Below are 19,004 nucleotides of genomic sequence, written 5' to 3'. Positions count from 1 at the left end.
GTTTTACTAGTCAAAAGCTGTCTCGTTCTTTCCAATGAATCTCCCTCCTTTAATCATAATGAACCCATTTTTTCTGTAAGACCATTTGTATTGCTGTGATAATCAGGATAACAATTAATAAGAGAACCGCGATCGCTGCTGCATATCCCTTATCGTTTAATACAAACGCATGCTGATAAAATAAATAAACAATCGATTGCGTATTTTCCAAGGCTGTACTGCTTTTTCCAATCATCATGAAAATTAAATCAAACACTTGAAATGCCCCAATTAAAGACATAATACTAACAAAGAAAATGACTGGGGAGAGCAGCGGCATGGTAATTGTAAAGAACACTCGGAATGGCCCTGCTCCATCCATTTCTGCTGCTTCATAATACGTCTTTGGAATCCCTTGTAGTCCCGAAAGGAAAATGACCATGTTATAACCAATGCCACTCCAGATGCCTACTACAATAATCGAATATAAGGCAATTTTCGGATCACTTGCCCACTGCGGACCCTTGATTCCGAATAAGGATAAAAGGTAGTTTAGTAGACCAAAATCAGAATTATAAAGCCATTTCCAAACCATGGCGATGGCAGCGGGCATGGTAATAACGGGTAAAAAATACAATGTGCGATAAACAGATTTCCCCTTAATGTTCTGATTTAAGAGTACCGCTACAAGTATTGATAAGAATATCCCGATTGGGACAGTAAAAATAATATAAATCCCCGTATTCTTAAACGATTTTATCAAATTTGTATCCTCAAGCATCCGCTTATAATTATCTAACCCCGTCCACTCATATTGTCCAAATGCTCCCCATTCGGTGAAACTAAAATAAAAGGTCTGAACGATTGGCCATAGGTAGAAAATAAACAAGCCTAGCATGGTTGGAGCAATCATGAGATAAGCCCAAAAATAATCGGATCGTTTCCTTGTTTTCGTCAAGTTTGAAACCTTAAAAACTTTTTTCGATTTCACTTCGACCTGTAGAGGAAGTTCCTTCACTATATTCCCTCCTTTTTAGAAAAAAGAAGAGAAGAACTAAATTCTCCTCTTCAATTTTTTTAATTCTTAGATAACGCCTCATTTGCCTTTTTCGATAATTCTTTTACGGCATCTTCTACACTTTCTTCCCCGGCCCAAGCCTTCTTAAGAACATCCGTTTCATACTGCCAGATCTCTCCAGTACTTTTCACACTTGGTAGTGGGTTGGAATATTCTAAAGCATCAATAAATACCTGAAGGTTCATATTCGGTACGGATTTCAACCACATGTCCTGTGAACCGTTATATGCAGGAATAACCACGCCACTTTTTGCAAACTCTTCAGCAACTTCTTTTGAACCTAGAAACTTCACAAATGTCCATGCAGCATCTTTATGTTTTGTGTTGGCAGCAATTACATTGGACAGACCATGAATAGAAACTGCACGATTCTTTCCTTTTGGTGGGATGGTAACGTCTATGTCTGGATTAACTCTATAATCTGGCACCATATATGAACCATCTAACTTCATGGCAAGTTTTCCTGAAATGAATAATTCAGAAGCTGCTGTTTCTGTCATTTGAGCCAGTGTAGGTGATAGTCCTTCCTTAATGAAACTAATATTATATTTTAGAGCCTCAATAGCCTCTGGAGTATCAAATCCAACCTGTTTACCATCCTTCGAAAGAATATGACCGCCATTTTGCCAAATCAAGTCATAATATCCACCTTGATTTTCCATCATTGCTCCAAAGCCCCAAATTCCTTTATCCTTATTAGTTAGCTTTTCGGCCACTTCCTTTAATTTATTCCAATCCCAAGTATCGTCTGGATACGGTATACCTGCTTCATCAAATATTTTTTTATTATAAAACAAACCTGTTGTATCAAAGTCTTTTGGAATTCCATATACTTTTCCATCGACAGTGTAAAGATCAACCAATGACTTCGGATAGTTGTCTAAGCTATAATTGTCTTTTTTTATTAGATCATTAAGTGGGATAATTACCTTCCCCTCAGCATACTGAGCAATATGAGGGCCATTCATCCAAAGAACATCAGGCATTGCACCACCTGTTGCTGCTGTTTCAAGCTTTTGAAAGTATTGACCATATGGAGTTAGTTCAACTTTCACCTTAATATTTGGGTGTTTTTCATTAAACAATTTAATAACATCATTTATGACAGGAACCTGTGCTTTTCCCCATACCCCATAGGTAATTTCAACCTTATCATCTTTTGCGTCACCTGATGTCGTTTCGCCATTACTACATCCTGCTAACCCAAGTAATCCTAACATGACAGTTAAAAGCATTATTAGCCACTTTTTCATTAAGTTTCCCTTCCTCCTATAAAGTTTAGTAGATTTCTAACAAAATACTTCTTAAAACACTATGGAACAATAACAATTTCCCCCTTGATAGCCCTTACATTACTCATAGCGTGATCTTTTAATAAACGATTACCACCCCCTTAACAACATTGCTCTTTCTATTTTTAAAACACATTAAGATTCTACCTTTTCTATTAAACAAGTATAATAATCATCAATATTAATAGATTTCCCTTGATGTAACCGCGATTCTTCAGCAGCAAATGCCATAAGATGGCTTCTTACGGAAGCAGATGTGGAAGAAACACTATCTTTTTTACTTCCATATTGAATTTCGCGAAGAAATTTTCTCATGATTCCTTTATCACCGCCGCCGTGTCCGCCAACAGGTGTGTCAAATTTTATGACGGTTTCATGCTTGGTGAGGAAATCATAGATGGAGATACTATTTTCCTCCATATTTCCACGGATTTCTCCTTTTGTCCCCATGATTTGCACGATCCGCGTTTGCTCTCTCGTAAAGCCACACATACTGAATGTCGCGGTTGCTCCGTCTTCAAACTCCAGGTTGACCACTTGATGGTCAACTACATTATTGTCTGAGCGGTATACACATTTTCCATATGGTGTTTCCTGTAATGCTTTGATTATGCCCTCATTTGTATAATCCTCGGTGAATTTTTTGGCCCAGCCTTTTCCTTCTCCAAGATAGTATCTGCCTGCATGGAATGGACAATCTTGTTCAGCAGGACAGCCATCTAAACATCTTTGCGGTGCTCCAGCCGGGGCATTTTCTACTTTAAAATGCATAAGCGACCCGTAGGAACTCACGCGTTTACACTCTTTGCCCATGACAAACGATATAATATCCATATCGTGGCAAGATTTTTGAAGGATCATCGGACTTGATTTCTCCTTATTATTCCAATTGCCGCGGACAAAGCTGTGGGACATATGCATCACTTCCACATTTTCATTTAATTGCAGCGATATGACCTCTCCGATTTCTCCTTTAGATATAATCTTTTTAATCGCTGCCCAAAATTCTGTATACCTTAGGACATGGCAAATTGTAAGTTGCCGATTATGCTTTTTGGCCGCTTGTTCCATAGCAATGCATTCCAGCGGATCTGGAGACATCGGTTTTTCCAAGAGAACATGATAACCCATTTCTAATGCTTTCATCGTCGGCTTAGAGTGATGGGGGTCAAGTGTACAAATAATCGCGATATCTGCAATTTTTGTATCTTGGTTTAATACCTCTTCCCAAGACTCATAACAATGTTCATTGGAGATCTGATGTTTTCGCTGAAATTTCGTCCTTCTTTCACGATTCGGCTCGGCCACAGCGATAATCTTTAATTCATTCGGATAATCTAAGGCATAAGGCCCGTAAGCTCTTACCCCTCTGTCACCTGCTCCGATAAGGATTGCCGTCATTGGTTTCATGTTAAACTCTCCTACCCTTCATTTTCCAGATATTTTCCCGATTTTATCCAAACGTTTTCCAGAGTGTTGTAAAAAAAGAACCGATTAGGTTCGTTTTTTATTTGCTGATTCACGAAGAACTATTTCAAATGGCAAGATAAGCTTAATTGGTAGATTAATTTTCCCCTCCACCATTTCCATAATCGTTTTGGCTGCCATTTTTCCCATTTCATATTTAGGTATTTCAACCGTTGATAGCTGTGGTGATGAATATTTGCCCATTTCAATATTATCGACCCCAAAGAAAGCGATGTCCTCTGGAATGCGAAGATTGTTTTCTCTGACCGCTCTCATCGCAGCGATAGCCATTAAATCACTGGCACAAACCATGGCTGTCGGTAGATGCGCTGGATCCTGTTTAATCAGACTTTTCATTTTTTCATAGCTGTTTTCCATTTTCCACTGTGTATTAATGATCCATTCAGGATGAATGGCTAATCCAGCTTCTTCCATTGCCAATTGATAGCCTTTAAAACGATATTCGGAATGTAAATCTTCGAAACCTTCGTTTACACCTCCACCAATAAACCCTATCTCCCGATGGCCTTGATTACCTAAATACTGGACCACCTTTTTAATAGCTTCCACACGGTCGTAATCGACGATCGCTATGTTTTTATCTGTATAGTAAAAGTCCAGTCCTACTAATGGTATATTTTGTCGAATATATTCAATCAGGCTATCATCAATCTTATCGATTAGAAGCAGACCTTCAATCCCTAATTCGTGGATGGTCTTAAGGAGCAGTGCCTCGTTATTAATCTCATCCTTTGTGATACTAATCAGGGTATAATCATGATTGGCTAATGTATCACGAATACCCGTATAAATATTGGCAAAATAAGGGTTGGTTTCCGCTTGTTTTGGATTGGCAACCCAGCCAATTTTCATTGTTCGTGTGTTACTCTTTTCTTGCTTGTTGGTTACTAAATTTCGAGCATGCTGATTTGGGACATAGCCTAACTCCTTAACAGCCTCCCAAATTTTTGCTTTTGTTTCCTGGTTAACATTTCGGGTCTGGTCATTTTGAATGACTCTCGAAACCGTTGAAATCGAAACCCCGACATGCTCTGCAATATCCTTTAATCTTATCACGAATTAAACACCTCTTAGCTAAACACTTAAGCGCTTTCTTTAATAGAATAACAAAATTCTAACATCTTTTGTAAGAGAGGTTTTACTTTCTTTTGTAAAGTTCCATAACCACAGATTAAATGAATGGGTTGTTGGTACAGGATATTAAAAACTTCAACTCTTAACTGAAAATTTTAACTAATATGAATATACTTCCTCTCCTAATGACCTGTCAACCCATCAAGTTGAAATAAATTTTTCTTTTTTGAAATTAGCAAAAAACTCATAGACACAGTGCTATGAGTTTTCAATGATTATGTTAGTTCGGTGTAAAAGCGGCAGCGATCGCCACGGACAATAGAAATACAAAATTCAACCGGCACATCGTTGGAATCAAAGGCTGTTCGTTCCAGCAACAGCGCCGGACGGCCTTCTTCCGTTTCAAGGTGCTCACTTTCGTCAGGACGGATAAGAACAGGTTCAAATGCCTCTTTTGCTCTCGTCACTACCGTATTAAATTGTTGCGCAAATAAATCATATAAAGATATTTCGCCCACTTTTTTAAGCTGCTCCATATCAGATACAACATGCTTCGGAATGAAAGATGATTCTAAAATATATGGCTCATCATTGGCACAGCGGAGGCGTTTCATTTCAATCACATTCTCATTTTCTCCAAGTCGGAGTGCCTCGCTTATTTTTGCAGTAGGTTTGACCTCTTCTATTTTTAATATGATATCCTTTGGATTCAGCCCTTTCTCTTTTAATACTTTGCTAAAGCTGTAGAATCCCATCAACGACTGCTGCAATTTCGGCTTTGCCACAAATGTCCCTTTTCCTTGAATTCGGTATAGAATTCCTTCCTGTACAAGCTCCTCAATCGCTTTTTTTGCTGTGTTTCGGCTCACACCAAATTGATCCATTAACTGATTTTCCGATGGAATTTTATCACCAGAAGTCCAATGCCCTTTTTCAATCGAATCCTTCAATCTTTGCATTAATTGATGATATAGCGGAATTAAACTTTCATGCTGCAATGGTTTCATTTTTTAACCTTGCCTCCAAAACATACTTATTAAACTAAATTATATCACCTGTACTTGTACAATCAACCCAACAACTTAGAAAACGTGATTATTAGTTATTAATATGAATAAATTAAATATCCTCCTAAATAACAAGACTTAGGAGGATCTAATCGTTTGACTTTGTTTTAAATGTTAAACTTTTTTAAAGAAGTTATTCTTTTTTAAAACAGAGCCATTTTATCTAAATCCAAGCATGAAAAACTTCCATGTCGGATTTAAAAATTATCATTAACATCCTTTGTAGGCATTCGAATCGGCTTTTTTACTTTTAGGTGGGTGACATTTCTTTTCGAGTTCAGGAACCTTGAACTCGAGTCGGTGCGTCGAACCGGCTGCTCCGGTCGTATCTATTTCATATCCCTTCTCGGTTTGTGTTACTGTATCGTCGCTTGAAAGCAGCGTAATATTATCACGATTTATATTTAACTGAATCTGCGTGTCTGAATGCGTTGGATTAGAAATCGAAATGACCAGCTTGCCATCTTCCTCTGTCGTGACGATAGAAGCAGGCTTATCTACTGTAATCCCATCCACAGTACCACCATTCTCCGACCAAATATTTGCTAGTAATGTAGCGCTTTCTAGTTCTTTAACCGCTTGAATTGATGGATTATTATAAAGAATTTCTAAAGTGTTCTTTTTGGCATACAATTTCGTATTATGTGCTGATTGCCCCGGGAGTAGTACATAAGCGTAGGTTGCATCTTTTACGTTTTGTCCATGATTGATCAGTAATTTTACATAATCATTTGTATAGGTTTGGTCATTATTGAAGTATCCGTTAATATCGGCGTATTTCCCTTCTCTTGTTTCTTTTTGAATTGTTAAAGATGTCTTTTGAGGAAAATAGTAGCCAATGCTCTCTTCTTCTGTCTTACCGGCTAAATGCCCCCAAGCGTGTTCATCTAAATCAATAGTTTGAGCTTCATTAGATATTTGTTTATTATTCAAATTAAACACTTCGTCTTTGACCAAACGATTTTCTACAATGGTCTCAATCGAATATTCCGTCTGTCCCTGAATATCTGCCCCTAGGGCGACAATAGAGTCGTTTAGTAAAAACCATGATTTTTTTGCACGTAAATCCATACCGAGTTGAAGATTCGTTTTATTCAAGTACATACCGACTGCACCAATCTGCCCATTGGTCGCACCACCAACCCATGTTTGCGGCGAGGTCTTCGATTGTGCGGCGCCGTCTGCCAGTGGTTTCGTGTCTACCGTTGTCCCAGGTAAACGATACGGGTCTATAGTTGGCCAATATCCCTCATTAAATTGCTTAGAATCGTGATTGTATACATACAGCATCCCGTCTCCGGTATGCCATCCATGTTTGTTCTCTGTATTGCCATACTCATAATTGGCGATGCGTTTTGAATACATACTGATGCCGATAGCATACGAATCTCTCACTTGTACAGCTCGCGCCATAGAACCGTATACTTTCATTCCTTTGAACGGATTTGCAGCAATAATTGAATCATTGCTTACCACTTCCTTCGCTGCTAACAAAGCTCCTAAATCACGTGCGTTCTCAAAGTAATTATAGGCATTCTTTGACGTTGTCAGCCAAGATTTTACGGCTTGTTTAAAGTATAGTTGATCTTGCATACTAGCAAATTGGCTGATCAATAATGTATTGGCGATTGTCTCAGAACCCGCTGCATACTCAGTTGTGAATGGATTGGTGAATGGTGCTCGTGAAATACTTCTACCATTGACCATTGACATCATCTGCCCACGGTACATGAGAGGAATATATCCATTTCGAATCGTCTGAAAGACATTTTTGATTGAAGCATCTTTCATTTCCCACTCCGTCCCTGCTACAATCGACTGGATGCGCCCTACTCCTTTCAACAACTCATTCCCATAGCTTCCCGTGTACGCATGGTTCACGTGTTGGATAACAGATCCATCTTGATAAAGTCCGTCCCCTGATTTAACCATTTTGAATACGTCAGGAACCTTTTGTTGTACAAGCTCCATCTTGGCATCTTGCTCTGTTAATAAGGCGGTCCCCAATACTGAAATTCCAATATCAGTACGATTTGCACCGGTAGCTGTGTACGATGGCCATTGTTTTGCAGGATCAGAGGCGTACCCACCTATTGCATTCGCATACATCGCCAAACGATTTGAGCCCTCCGGCGTATTCAATAGTTCGTCTCGGAGAAGAATCAGAGCATCAACAAATGGTTGTGTGCTCCCGATTTGCCAATCCCACCAATTCCCAGTATAATAGCTGCCATTATATTTTTTCGTTGTGACCATGAAATCGAATGCATCGAACAAATCATTACGAAGCGCTTCGTTCCCTTGAAGCGTACTTCCTTCTATGCTGTATGCTAAAGCTAATTTCTTTAAATGATTGAACTGCGTTGTATAATCTGCTGATACGGTATCAGTTGAAAGTCTTGGCCATAAATACATTCGATTGTCATCTTTATTCAACGATGCCCAAAGTTCTTCTGCTGTGGCGGAAAGCTTGTTTACGTATGATTTTACATCTTTATCTTCTGTATTTAAATCAACTGGTCCGACCAATTGTTCTCTCCAACGATTGCGCATTTGAACATATTGAGCTTTTTCAGCCACAACCTCTAGCATTGCCTCTGCTTTTTTCCCATTCGATGTTGTGATACTGATTATCGCTTTTCCTTCATGTAACGCACGAACGAGACCTTTTTCAGAGACTGTTGCAACCGCCTGATTAGAAGATGCCCATTCAACTTGTTCAGTTGAAGTCAAATATCCAGGGGTGATAGTATAAGTCAGTTGTTGTTGCATGCCAGGTGTTAACTGGATTTCAGTATCCTCTAGTTGTACATCGGTTACTTGTGGTACTTCTTTAAAAACTTCAAGCTCCTTAATCGATGAACCATAATATTGACCATTTGAAGCATGCCTCCACTGTTTGTTCTGAGAATACTTAACATATCTAACACTCTTGGCTTCAAAAGAAATATTCTTCGTGACCGCTCCCCCTTGTGAACCATTCAATTCTTTAAACACTGATTGATAAGTGATACCATCAGCAGAAACCTGCACCTCGTAATCAGGGCTCTCTGCATGGAATTGGATTGTAACCATTTGTATAGGTTGCTCCTGGCCTAAGTCTACAACGAGCCATTGCTTATCCATTTTATCCGCAGACCATCTCGTCATTACGTCTCCATCAACCGCTTTTTCCCCTACAAACTGTGGATACTTCCAACTACCGTTTACTTTACCACCTTCAACCCCCGAATAAGTCACTGGCTTATTTGATGCGAGATTAAGTATAGGTTCAGGCTCTTCTGCTTTTACTATTTTACTAGCTGTTCCTTCGAACTTGACCATTAGCAACAAACTTAAAAACGCAGCAAACACCAAAGTGACCAACCTCTTTTTCGAACATTCGTTCATACAAATTCCTCCTAACATTCCCCTGTTTTGTATTTCCTAAAAATAATGATAGAAAGCTGTTTATTTTCCTATTTTAATAAACGATGATTTTTTTTATATCCCCTACCCCATTGAAAAACATTTACCACCTCCTTTCACATATTTTTAGATCCCTCTTTACATCAACAAAAAAAGGCATGCGGTAACAAATCAAAAGAATTGAAATTCTTTCAACTGTACCACCATGCCTGATCGAATCAGTAACATGTGATCATATTAAATAAGACTATAATTGAATATTTTCAACCAAACGCTGATAATATTCTTCAATCGCAATAGATTGACCATGATTTAACCTTGATTCCTCAGCTGCAAATGCCATTAGGTGGCTTCTTACCGATGCCGATGCGGAAGAAACACTATCCCGTTTGCTGCCATTTTGAATTTCACTCAGAAACGTTCGAATGATGCCCTTATCTCCTCCGCCATGTCCTCCAATCGGCTTGTTAAAGTGGATGACGGTTTCATGTTTTGATAGAAAATCAAAAATGGAAATACTGTTTTCTGCCATGTTTCCACGTATCTCGCCTTTTGTCCCCATAATTTGGACCATCCGTGTTTGTTCCCTCGTAAAGCCACACATACTAAAGGTCGCTGTTGCTCCGCCCTCAAATTCCATATTTACGACTTGATGGTCCACAACATTATTATCGGAGCGGTATACACATCTTCCATAATGTGTTTCATTCAATGCTTTTATGATACCTTCATTCGTATGGTCTTCTGTGAATTTCCTTGCCCATCCTTTGCCTTCACCAAGATAATACTTGCCAGCATGGAAAGGACATTCCAGTTCGGCAGGACAGCCATCTAAACATCGCATTGGTGCTCCGATGGGTGCATTTTCTTCCTTAAAATGCATAAGGGATCCATAGGAACTAACCCTTTTACAATCCTTGCCCAGCACAAAAGATATAATATCCATATCATGACAAGATTTTTGCAGAATCATCGGGCTCGATTTTTCTTTATTATTCCAATTACCGCGTACAAAGCTGTGAGACATGTGCATCACTTCTACATTTTCATTTAATTGCAGGGAAACAACTTCACCGATTTCTCCTTGAGAAATCATCTTTTTAATCGTCGCCCAAAATTCGGTATACCTTAATACATGGCAGATCGTAAGCTGTCGATTGTATTTTTTGGCGGCTTGTTCCATCGCAATGCATTCCACTGGATCGGGGGACATCGGTTTTTCCAAAAGAACATGATAACCCAACTCCAATGCCTTCATGGTCGGTTTAAAGTGAAAGCGGTCAAGTGTACAGATTATGGCAATATCTGCAATTCTCTTATCAAGATTCAATACGTCTTCCCAGTTCTCATAGCAATGTTCATGAGAAATATGATGTGCTTGTTGAAATTTTATTCTTCTTTCACTATTCGGCTCTGCCACACCGATAATCTTTAATTCATTCGGATACTCTATCGCATATGGAGCATAAGCTCTTAGCCCTCTGTCACCTGCCCCAATTATGATAGCGGTCATTGGCTTCATCTTAAACTCTACCTCCTTCGTTTTCAGCTTTCCATTTTTATCATTTTTACAGCTCTGAGTTTTACCGCAGCTGCTTGCCAAATCTCCGGTCCTTTTGGTTTTTCCCTTACTTTACTAGAGTGTAGTCGTAAGGAGTAGAGTCCTGGTCGTTCGATCTCAAAGATACCTAAATGACTGTGAATTTCGGTATATGGATGCTGGCAAGTCTCCGAATCTTCAATAATATCATCCTCATTTGGCATCACGCTTTTTGACTCATTCCCAATTGCTATTTTCATACTATCTGCAAATTCATTTTTCCAGTCTACACCTGTTCTTTTATAGGTGATAAGATGAACTTCATACTTCCCTTTCTCAGCAATTTTCACTTGCCATTCGGCAGCATTTTGCTGCTGTTCCCTCTCTATTTTTGCATGACCGAAATCCAGTTTAATGACACCGGATTGTTCAATGAAAGCAGGGTCAATCTTTAATTCTTCGGCTAATTCTAAAACGATCACCGAACTAAGTTGACATGGAGGTTCTTCCGGTAGCTCCAATTGCAAACGGTATAAGCCCTCATTTTCACGATTCTCCTGCATAAAAGAAATCTTCTGTTGAGGATTTGAAAGAATATAGGCCTGATGTAACCTAGTTTTAAAGCCATTGATGCGTAACGAACCGGATGACCATTTCTGATTATGAATATGAAGAAAAACTTTATTTTCTTTTACCGTTACTGCTCCCCAATCAAACTCATAGGGAAATGGACTTCCCTTTGTTCCGTAGATGCTTTCGCCATTTTTATCCATCCAGTCTCCGATTTCCTTCAATTTTTCTACTGAAAGTTCTGGAATTTCCCCACGCTCATCAGGCCCTACATTAAGAAGCAGATTCCCTCCCTTGCTTGCAATATTTACCATTTTCCTAATGATTGAATCTGTAGATTTATAATGATCATCACCGGCACTGTAACCCCAGGATTTATTTAATGTCATCGGTGTTTCCCAAGGTTTTGTATCTTCCCCACTCATGGGGATCTCATTATCACCTTTTGATTGAAAATCTCCAAAATCTGGCCAATGGCTGACCCTGCTGTTCACTAGACAATCAGGCTGAAGGCTTTTGACCAATTGAACCATTTCCTCACTATCTTTTTTGGAAAGACCACCTGAGGTATCAAACCATATAAGACCAATGGGGCCGTATTGTGTTAGAAGTTCTGTGACTTGTGGTTTGACCAAACGGTTCCAATAGTGATAAAAGGCCTTTTCTTCCAAATGATAATCCCATGTATTGTTAGCAGAGTCATGAATGGAATGAGGATGATGCCAGTCTATGACATGGGAATAATAAAAACACAACTTCATCCCTTGGAGGGCACATTCCTCGGCTAGCTCTTTTAGCGGGTCTCTGCCAAATGGAGTAGAATCTACGATATTAAATTTGTCTGCCTTCGAGTGGAACATTGCAAAACCATCATGATGCTTTGCGGTAATGACGATATACTTCATCCCTGCTCTTTTAGCCAAACTTACCCATTCCTTCGCATTAAATAGATTGGGATTAAATGTCTCCGTAAGCTGTTCATACTCTTTCACGGGAATTTTTTGGCCGTACATCACCCATTCACCTTTACCGATAGCAGCATATAACCCCCAATGAATAAACATCCCGAATCTCGCATCAGTAAACCAGTCGACCGAACTCCTATTTTCTACCATCAGTTCCTTCATAGAATCACCCTTTTCCTCTATATTTAGCTAAAATAGCATTTTCAAATTGATCGCTTCTCTCCAGCTTCTTCCTGCTTTGCATTTTCAAAGGCGAGATTTGCCATGAACATCAAAAACCATGCCAATAAACTTACACTTAAGAATGGCAGCAGGCCTGGGATATACGTCATAAAGAAGTAAAATGCGACAAGCCCGCCGATCATGGAAATCCCATGAAACGGGCAGGAAAGGCAGAACCAAAGTGACATTTTCAAATATTGAAAGAAACGCAGCTGAAAATGAACAAAAACCGGACCTAAGAACAGGTTCGTAATCAAAAAGACAAAGGTAATCGACAGCACAAGGAGATAAAGAATCAACGAAACTGCACCACCATGTGCCTTTAGAAAAATGAGATAGAAATACAGGATAAACCCTAAAAGGGTGATGATTCCGCCCAATGCATTGGCCTTCCAAAATTCCCTTCGAAAACGGGTCCAAAACGTCTTGAAAAAGGAAAATTCCTCGTCGTGTTGGATCATCTTCCTGAGCACCGCAAACATGGCCATCGTTGCAGGAAAAACCCCGCCAATGACAAGACCCACCACACTTCCAAGAAGCCATAGAAATTGTACATATACGAGCTTTGCAATCCAGTCCATTCCGTTATACAGCCTGCCGATTACCCCGTTTAATTCCATGATGAAAACCACCCATTCCTTTCAAACTACCAGTATAGTGTCCAGTTTTTCGTCAGTCTGACAAGCGCTTCAAAATAAAAATAATCGCCCCACATACAGCTTTCATCGATTCCGTGGCTGAAATTTTTATTGTACACACTATGAAGCAATACACCTTCTTCTGCCTCATCTTCACTTGAGACATACTGCTTTGATAAAGAAGAAATGATTTTTATGGCTGCATGTTCATAGTACCTGCGGTCTTCATCCAAAACCGGAAGCTGTTTGACCATTTCTAGTAATCCGCATGCTGCGATTGCCGCTGCTGAACTATCACGTTCCTCTTCTCCCTCGGTAAAAATCAAATCCCAGTAGCAGACATCATCTTCCGGCAGTCGATTGAGAAAATAATGAGTTAATTTTTTGCTCACGGAGAGGAACTGTTCATCTTTTGTGTAGAGATAACTCAAGGGGAAGCCGTATATTCCCCAAGCCTGCCCTCGTGACCAGCAGGATTCATCGGAAAATCCTTGGTGTGTATCGCCCTTTATTGGTTCGCCACTTTCCGGATTCATATAGTACGTATGGTATGTAGACGCATCATCGCGGACAATATAGTGAAATGCCTGGAGAATATGCTGATAGGCAGCTTGTTTGTATTTAAGGTCGCCGGTTTCGCCTGAAGCCCAATAAAGTAACGACAAATTCATATTACAGTCGATAATCATCCGGCCACGCTGCTTCGGATTGGTTAAATCTCCCCACGCCTGAATAATTCCGGCCTTTTCGTGAAATCTTTCAAGCAAGAGGTCTGCTGCCTTCAAGGCAAGCGTCCGTGCTTCCTGATTACCCGTCAATTTATATGCAGCCATGCAGGAGAGGGTATATAAAAAACCGAGATCATGAGTATTGGTCATCATTCTTTTTTCAATTCTTTCCCGGTAGCTAGCCAACTGAATTTCCGCAACTTCACGGTATTTCGGATCACCCGTGACTTCGTACGCAAGCCATAGCATTCCTGTCCAAAATCCCGGCGTCCACTCAAGATTTTCGGTTGCTTCATAGCGAAGGTTTGATGTACAGGGGGCAGGGAATTGCTCAGTAAATCGCGGGAGCTTTTGGTCTATTTTTTTTAACACATGTCGAATGGCAATTTCTGCATCCTCTTTTGAAAATTCCGGCATGCATGCATACCGATCTTTTCGCTGAATTCCTTCATCTGTAACCATTTTATTGATTTGTTTAATCATCACGTTCTCTCCTCCTCTAACAGTTGATGCGGTACAATTCCCTTAATCTCGTAAACTTCTTTATTTTCATGGCTCACAATGATCAGATGGTCATTTCTTAAAATGAACCCCGGCTTACGTTCCCAAAGGAATTTTCCACGTTCCAAATCACAATGACCTGTGACGGCTGTTACGTATAAATGCGTGCCAGGGTTAATTTGTCCGTGTAAAGTAGGAATGAACGAAGTAGAAGAATGTAGCACATTTGTATTTGGGTCAGCCACTACTAATGAAGACGAACGTTCTCCAAATAAATTTATGATTCCACTAAGACCCCAAGGGCAAAGTGTAGCAATACCATCATCATCTACCACTTCCGTATGGAAGTGTTGAAGACTGATTTCCTTTTCACGGGCAATCGCAAACCCGCCTTCAGCTGTAATAAGCTGTCTTTCCGTTTGAATTTTATGAATTCTTACATGCCACCCATCCAGCGGAATCAGCCAAGTCTCCACCTCTACATTACTCCATGGTTTCCAGCGTGAAAAAATGGCTGCGTCCTCCATCCTTACTTCTTCGCATTTTCTGCGCCCGCGATAATACATATTTTCCTCACTGAAGACAATCATCGAGTCATACGCTCCCTGGATCAGATCATAGTTGCTTTTCGGCACGCTGAATCCAAAGGCTGTGGAATATGCAAACTTTGCATACTTTTCCGCTGTATGGGCAGGTTCGAATAACGCATACTGTCCGGAGGTCAAAGCATACACATGGTCTCCATCCCTTGAAATAATCATGTTCGGATGAAGCAAACCTTTCATGTTTTCCAGTTCAGGCAGCGGTTCCTCTTCCGCTGCCCAGAGCGGGTGATTTTCGTCCAAAGCAAGCAGAAGGAAGTTTTTAAGCGCCCAATAGGGTGAACCGGGGGCATTATATTTTTCCGCCATAATTAAATTTGGATAAGCATACCCAATGCTTAAAATACCATCTGAATGATAGATTGGCTTGCTTAGCCACCAGCGTAAATGGCGCAGAATAATTCCTTTCATCACGCCCCATGAATAAACTTCCAAGTCGGCAAATGCCAGTGCACTCCAAAATGACCCTTGAGCAAATCGATAGGTTAGGCTTCTGCCAAAGGGGATCGATGAACCATCCTCGGAAAACCAATAAATAAAGTCCTTCGCAAAAACTTTTGCCCGGTCTTTAAATCTCTTAGAACGTTCCGGGTCCTTATCCTTCATGACTTCTGCGTAAATAAGCCCATAAAAATAAAACCCAAACGGAATATAGTAATCAACCTGCGGGGCTTTGCCATCTGAAAACCAGCCAACTCCCAAGTAGAACTCTTCTAATCTCTTTAACGTTTTCTCTTGAAGATTTTGGTCATAGGGTAACCCCAACGTATCAAACGCGGTATTCACCATTACTCTAAAAAATAGCCAATTATTATCGACAGGTTGTTTTTCATTTATTTGATTTAACCACTGATACAAGTTTTGCTTTTCCTGGTCAGTTAAAGGATGCCACAGTTTATCCGGGACGAGAACCAGCCCCAGCGAGAGAGCAGCCATCTCTACCATCCGCTGATCAACATCGGTAATCGGTCCCCAATATTCTTCATGGTCCGGATTGGAGCCGTTCCGAATCCCTTCCAGATAAATATCCTCTAAAACAGGGCATTCGCCGCCGCCCTTCCAAAAAGGTACAAGCCCCCATAACGGCCGTGAAAATCCCTCCATTTGAATAACTTGATTTCTTGAGATGGCGCTTGTTCTGCCAACATCTAATAAAGACTTACCGTCTGAGTAAAAATCAACCAATGGCAGACAAAGCTGTCTTACTGCCTCCATAACATCTTTTCTCGTTTTTAGCGGATTTTCCATTATCGGAATTTGATTATATTTCATATTTTTCTCCTATCCTCAGCATGTAAGGAAGGTGTTAGTTCGAAGTGGAGAACTAACACCTCAGGGTCATCGATCTAAATGAAGAACTTAGCTATCTTGATAACGCTTATAAGCATCTTGGTAAACTTTGATATACTCTTTAAATCCGATTTCATCTAAACGCTTTTTGAATACTTCAAGGTTCACAGGCTCTGACCCCATGATCCACTTTTGCACCGTTTCGTCTTTATACGTTGTAATTTGCGTTCCAATATCTGTAAGGACTTTCTCTTCTTCCTCCGTAAATGTCAAGTTCGGAATTTGTTCGGCAAAGTAATTCCCTTTTGTATATTCCTCAATCCCTTTCACCGCAATTGGATTCATCCATAGCTTTTCATATTCAAAGTCTTGATGGAAAGAGAACGGAACTTGAGAGCCGTAAGACCGTAGGTTTTCAACAATATTCCCATCATTCGCCTTCAAAACCTTGTCAGTAAACACCGGATTACCATCCTTGATTTCATAGGTTTCGCCTTCAATCCCATAGTTCATCAGTCTTCGGCCCTCTTCACTGTAGAAAAAGTCGAGATACTTAATAATTTTTTCAGGATCTTCGGCCTGTGCACTAATGGCAACCCCCAGATTATTTCCATAATCAGATCGTTTTGTCGGCTCAATTCGTTTACCGTCTACATTTTCAGGCGGAGCCATCACAATAAAATTAATACCTGGAATAGAATCCTTTAAGGCATCATTGTAGCCTGCTGTACTTCCAGGATAATAACGGGATGCCCCGCCAAGGTTATTACCTAACAAATATTCCCTCGCCTTTTTCCTGGTGAAAATTTCCTGATCAATTAACCCTTCTTTATACCATTTTGATAGGTTTTCCATTGCCGTTTGAAACTCCGCTTCATATGGTCCATATTTAATTTCTCCATTTTCAAGGTAAAGGCCATCGAAGGCTCCCCATAACGTACCCAGACCAAGGATATTATCCTCCGAAAAATAAGGGATTTCATCTTGTTTCCCATTCCCATTCGGATCCTGTTCTTTAAACGCTTTCAAAACGTTGTAAAACTCGTCTACCGTCTGCGGCATTTGAAGCTTGAGCTTATCGAGCCAATCCTGCCTGATAAAATACGTTTCCGCTACCAATCCATCAGAAATATATGGAACCATATACAACTTTCCGTCTGGTCCCTGATTAGCCTTTAAGAATCCTTCTTTCTCTTTTACATACTTTTGGATATTAGGCGCATGTTCTTTGATTAAATCATTCAGCGGCAGAAAAGCACCTTCAATACCATATTTATTTAAGTATTTCTTTTGACCGTGAACCAAATCCGGAATCTCGCCAGAAGCGATCATCAAGTTAAACGCCTCTGTACTGTTGGTAGACGACTTTGGTGCCGTACCTTTTAGTTTAATTCCCGTCTTTTCAGCGGCTTCTTTAAAAGTGGCCCAATCGTCATTGAAAATAAAATAACCATTGGATGCATGCATAAAGACCTTTAATTCTTCGACTTTCCCATCCTTTTTCGAATCCTTGTCTTTGTTGCTGGTGGAAGCCGCATCACTGCACCCGCTTGCTAACATCATCATACTTGCAAGTAAAGGAACCATTAATTTTCTTTTTTTCATTTTATTGCCCCCCGATTTTCAAATTTTACCTGCTAAAGCTTTCATTATAGATGCTATTCATTCACTACCCGATGAAAAAATTATTCTTTTATCCCGCCAATCATTGTACCTTTCACAAAATATTTTTGAAGGAAGGGATAAACCAACACAATCGGCAATATCGACACAATAATAGTGGCATAAATAAACGTTTCTTGTGACATTGCATTGGCGGCATTCATCGAACCTGTCAATTCCTCATTTAAACTCATTTCGACAATCATTTTTTTCAGCAGTACCTGCAGCGGTATCTTACTTTCATCGTTTAAAAGAACCATCGCCCAAAAGTAACTATTCCATTTACCAACAGCATAAATGAGTCCTACGGTCACTAAGGCAGGCTTGGATAATGGTAAATAGATGTGCCTCAGGATTTGCAAATCATTGGCACCGTCCATTTTAGCTGATTCCTCTAATGAATCAGGAATGGATTGAAAAAAGGTTCTCAAGAGAATGACCAGAAAGGCTGAAACGGCAAATCCGACAATGATGCTTGTCCTTGTGTCCAGTAACCCCAATTCTTTAAAATTTAAGTAAGTCGGAATAAGCCCCGCACCAAACCACAAGGTAAATGCGATAAAAAAGGCGACAAAGGTTCTGCCCACAAGTCTGCTTTTCGACAGGGGATAGGCCCCGCAAATGGTCAACAATATACTAAACGCCGTACCGGCTACGGTATAGAAAACGGTATTGCCATAAGCCTGCCATAACCCCTCTTTTGCTAAAATCGACTTATAGGAATCAAGCGTGATGTCCTTCGGAAACAGTAACACTTCCCCCGTAATGACAGCGTTTCCCGAACTAAATGAAGCGGAAAAGACGTATACAAAGGGATATAAACAAACAATGGATAGCAAAATTAGAATTGTTGCAATAAAGATCGACGATAGTTTTTCAGAAAATGATCGTTTCATCTCA

At 40.0% G+C, this 19,004-nt stretch carries 13 protein-coding genes; all 13 read right to left on the bottom strand.

What is annotated here, in order from left to right:
* Positions 1-49: 49 nt before the first annotated feature.
* The 13 genes from F4694_RS00380 to F4694_RS00320 all read right to left on the bottom strand — a co-directional run bounded on the left by F4694_RS00380 (position 50) and on the right by F4694_RS00320 (position 19,000).
* Positions 50-970, bottom strand: a complete 921-nt coding sequence (locus tag F4694_RS00380) for a carbohydrate ABC transporter permease (protein ID WP_308806258.1) — start codon at positions 968-970, stop codon at positions 50-52.
* An 86-nt stretch (positions 971-1,056) separates the two neighbouring features.
* Positions 1,057-2,310 carry an ABC transporter substrate-binding protein gene (locus F4694_RS00375; RefSeq protein ID WP_179594925.1) on the bottom strand — a complete coding sequence of 418 codons (1,254 nt, stop codon included), beginning with the start codon at positions 2,308-2,310 and terminating at the stop codon, positions 1,057-1,059.
* 174 nt (positions 2,311-2,484) lie between these two features.
* Complete coding sequence (locus F4694_RS00370) at positions 2,485-3,759, bottom strand: Gfo/Idh/MocA family protein (protein WP_179594924.1); 1,275 nt, start codon at positions 3,757-3,759, stop codon at positions 2,485-2,487.
* A gap of 84 nt (positions 3,760-3,843) precedes the next feature.
* The gene (locus F4694_RS00365) at positions 3,844-4,893 is read right to left on the bottom strand and encodes a LacI family DNA-binding transcriptional regulator (RefSeq protein WP_179594923.1); all 1,050 of its coding nucleotides are present in this window, start codon (positions 4,891-4,893) and stop codon (positions 3,844-3,846) included.
* A gap of 293 nt (positions 4,894-5,186) precedes the next feature.
* The gene (locus F4694_RS00360; RefSeq protein WP_179594922.1) at positions 5,187-5,918 is read right to left on the bottom strand and encodes a GntR family transcriptional regulator; all 732 of its coding nucleotides are present in this window, start codon (positions 5,916-5,918) and stop codon (positions 5,187-5,189) included.
* Between the two features lie 270 nt (positions 5,919-6,188).
* On the bottom strand, positions 6,189-9,368 hold the full coding sequence (locus tag F4694_RS00355; protein ID WP_179594921.1) for a polysaccharide lyase family 8 super-sandwich domain-containing protein: 3,180 nt from the start codon (positions 9,366-9,368) through the stop codon (positions 6,189-6,191).
* A 265-nt stretch (positions 9,369-9,633) separates the two neighbouring features.
* Positions 9,634-10,908 carry a Gfo/Idh/MocA family protein gene (locus F4694_RS00350; RefSeq protein ID WP_179594920.1) on the bottom strand — a complete coding sequence of 425 codons (1,275 nt, stop codon included), beginning with the start codon at positions 10,906-10,908 and terminating at the stop codon, positions 9,634-9,636.
* Between the two features lie 23 nt (positions 10,909-10,931).
* Complete coding sequence (locus tag F4694_RS00345; protein ID WP_179594919.1) at positions 10,932-12,623, bottom strand: alpha-L-fucosidase; 1,692 nt, start codon at positions 12,621-12,623, stop codon at positions 10,932-10,934.
* A gap of 41 nt (positions 12,624-12,664) precedes the next feature.
* Positions 12,665-13,303 (bottom strand): YesL family protein, encoded by a 639-nt coding sequence (locus F4694_RS00340; RefSeq protein ID WP_179594918.1) that lies wholly within the window; start codon positions 13,301-13,303, stop codon positions 12,665-12,667.
* A 26-nt stretch (positions 13,304-13,329) separates the two neighbouring features.
* Positions 13,330-14,532 (bottom strand): glycoside hydrolase family 88 protein, encoded by a 1,203-nt coding sequence (locus tag F4694_RS00335; protein ID WP_374757397.1) that lies wholly within the window; start codon positions 14,530-14,532, stop codon positions 13,330-13,332.
* Positions 14,532-16,424, bottom strand: a complete 1,893-nt coding sequence (locus F4694_RS00330) for a DUF2264 domain-containing protein (protein ID WP_179594917.1) — start codon at positions 16,422-16,424, stop codon at positions 14,532-14,534. The genes F4694_RS00335 and F4694_RS00330 overlap by 1 nt, the downstream gene beginning before the upstream one ends.
* A gap of 87 nt (positions 16,425-16,511) precedes the next feature.
* Positions 16,512-18,047 (bottom strand): extracellular solute-binding protein, encoded by a 1,536-nt coding sequence (locus tag F4694_RS00325; RefSeq protein ID WP_179594916.1) that lies wholly within the window; start codon positions 18,045-18,047, stop codon positions 16,512-16,514.
* Between the two features lie 80 nt (positions 18,048-18,127).
* Positions 18,128-19,000, bottom strand: a complete 873-nt coding sequence (locus F4694_RS00320) for a carbohydrate ABC transporter permease (protein WP_063254371.1) — start codon at positions 18,998-19,000, stop codon at positions 18,128-18,130.
* Between the last annotated feature and the right edge of the window lie 4 nt (positions 19,001-19,004).

The sequence above is a fragment of the Neobacillus driksii genome, assembly GCF_013409995.1.
Lineage (GTDB): Bacteria > Bacillota > Bacilli > Bacillales > Cytobacillaceae > Neobacillus > Neobacillus driksii.
This window is presented reverse-complemented; position numbering and strand designations above follow the sequence as displayed.

Bases quoted from the DNA above. Each gene is read 5' to 3' on its own strand.
- F4694_RS00345 (WP_179594919.1), bottom strand. From the start codon at position 12,623: ATGAAGGAACTGATGGTAGAAAATAGGAGTTCGGTCGACTGGTTTACT.
- F4694_RS00350 (WP_179594920.1), bottom strand. From the start codon at position 10,908: ATGAAGCCAATGACCGCTATCATAATTGGGGCAGGTGACAGAGGGCTA.
- F4694_RS00355 (WP_179594921.1), bottom strand. From the start codon at position 9,368: ATGAACGAATGTTCGAAAAAGAGGTTGGTCACTTTGGTGTTTGCTGCG.
- F4694_RS00370 (WP_179594924.1), bottom strand. From the start codon at position 3,759: ATGAAACCAATGACGGCAATCCTTATCGGAGCAGGTGACAGAGGGGTA.
- F4694_RS00340 (WP_179594918.1), bottom strand. From the start codon at position 13,303: ATGGAATTAAACGGGGTAATCGGCAGGCTGTATAACGGAATGGACTGG.
- F4694_RS00375 (WP_179594925.1), bottom strand. From the start codon at position 2,310: ATGAAAAAGTGGCTAATAATGCTTTTAACTGTCATGTTAGGATTACTT.
- F4694_RS00360 (WP_179594922.1), bottom strand. From the start codon at position 5,918: ATGAAACCATTGCAGCATGAAAGTTTAATTCCGCTATATCATCAATTA.
- F4694_RS00330 (WP_179594917.1), bottom strand. From the start codon at position 16,424: ATGAAATATAATCAAATTCCGATAATGGAAAATCCGCTAAAAACGAGA.
- F4694_RS00325 (WP_179594916.1), bottom strand. From the start codon at position 18,047: ATGAAAAAAAGAAAATTAATGGTTCCTTTACTTGCAAGTATGATGATG.
- F4694_RS00335 (WP_374757397.1), bottom strand. From the start codon at position 14,532: ATGATTAAACAAATCAATAAAATGGTTACAGATGAAGGAATTCAGCGA.
- F4694_RS00320 (WP_063254371.1), bottom strand. From the start codon at position 19,000: ATGAAACGATCATTTTCTGAAAAACTATCGTCGATCTTTATTGCAACA.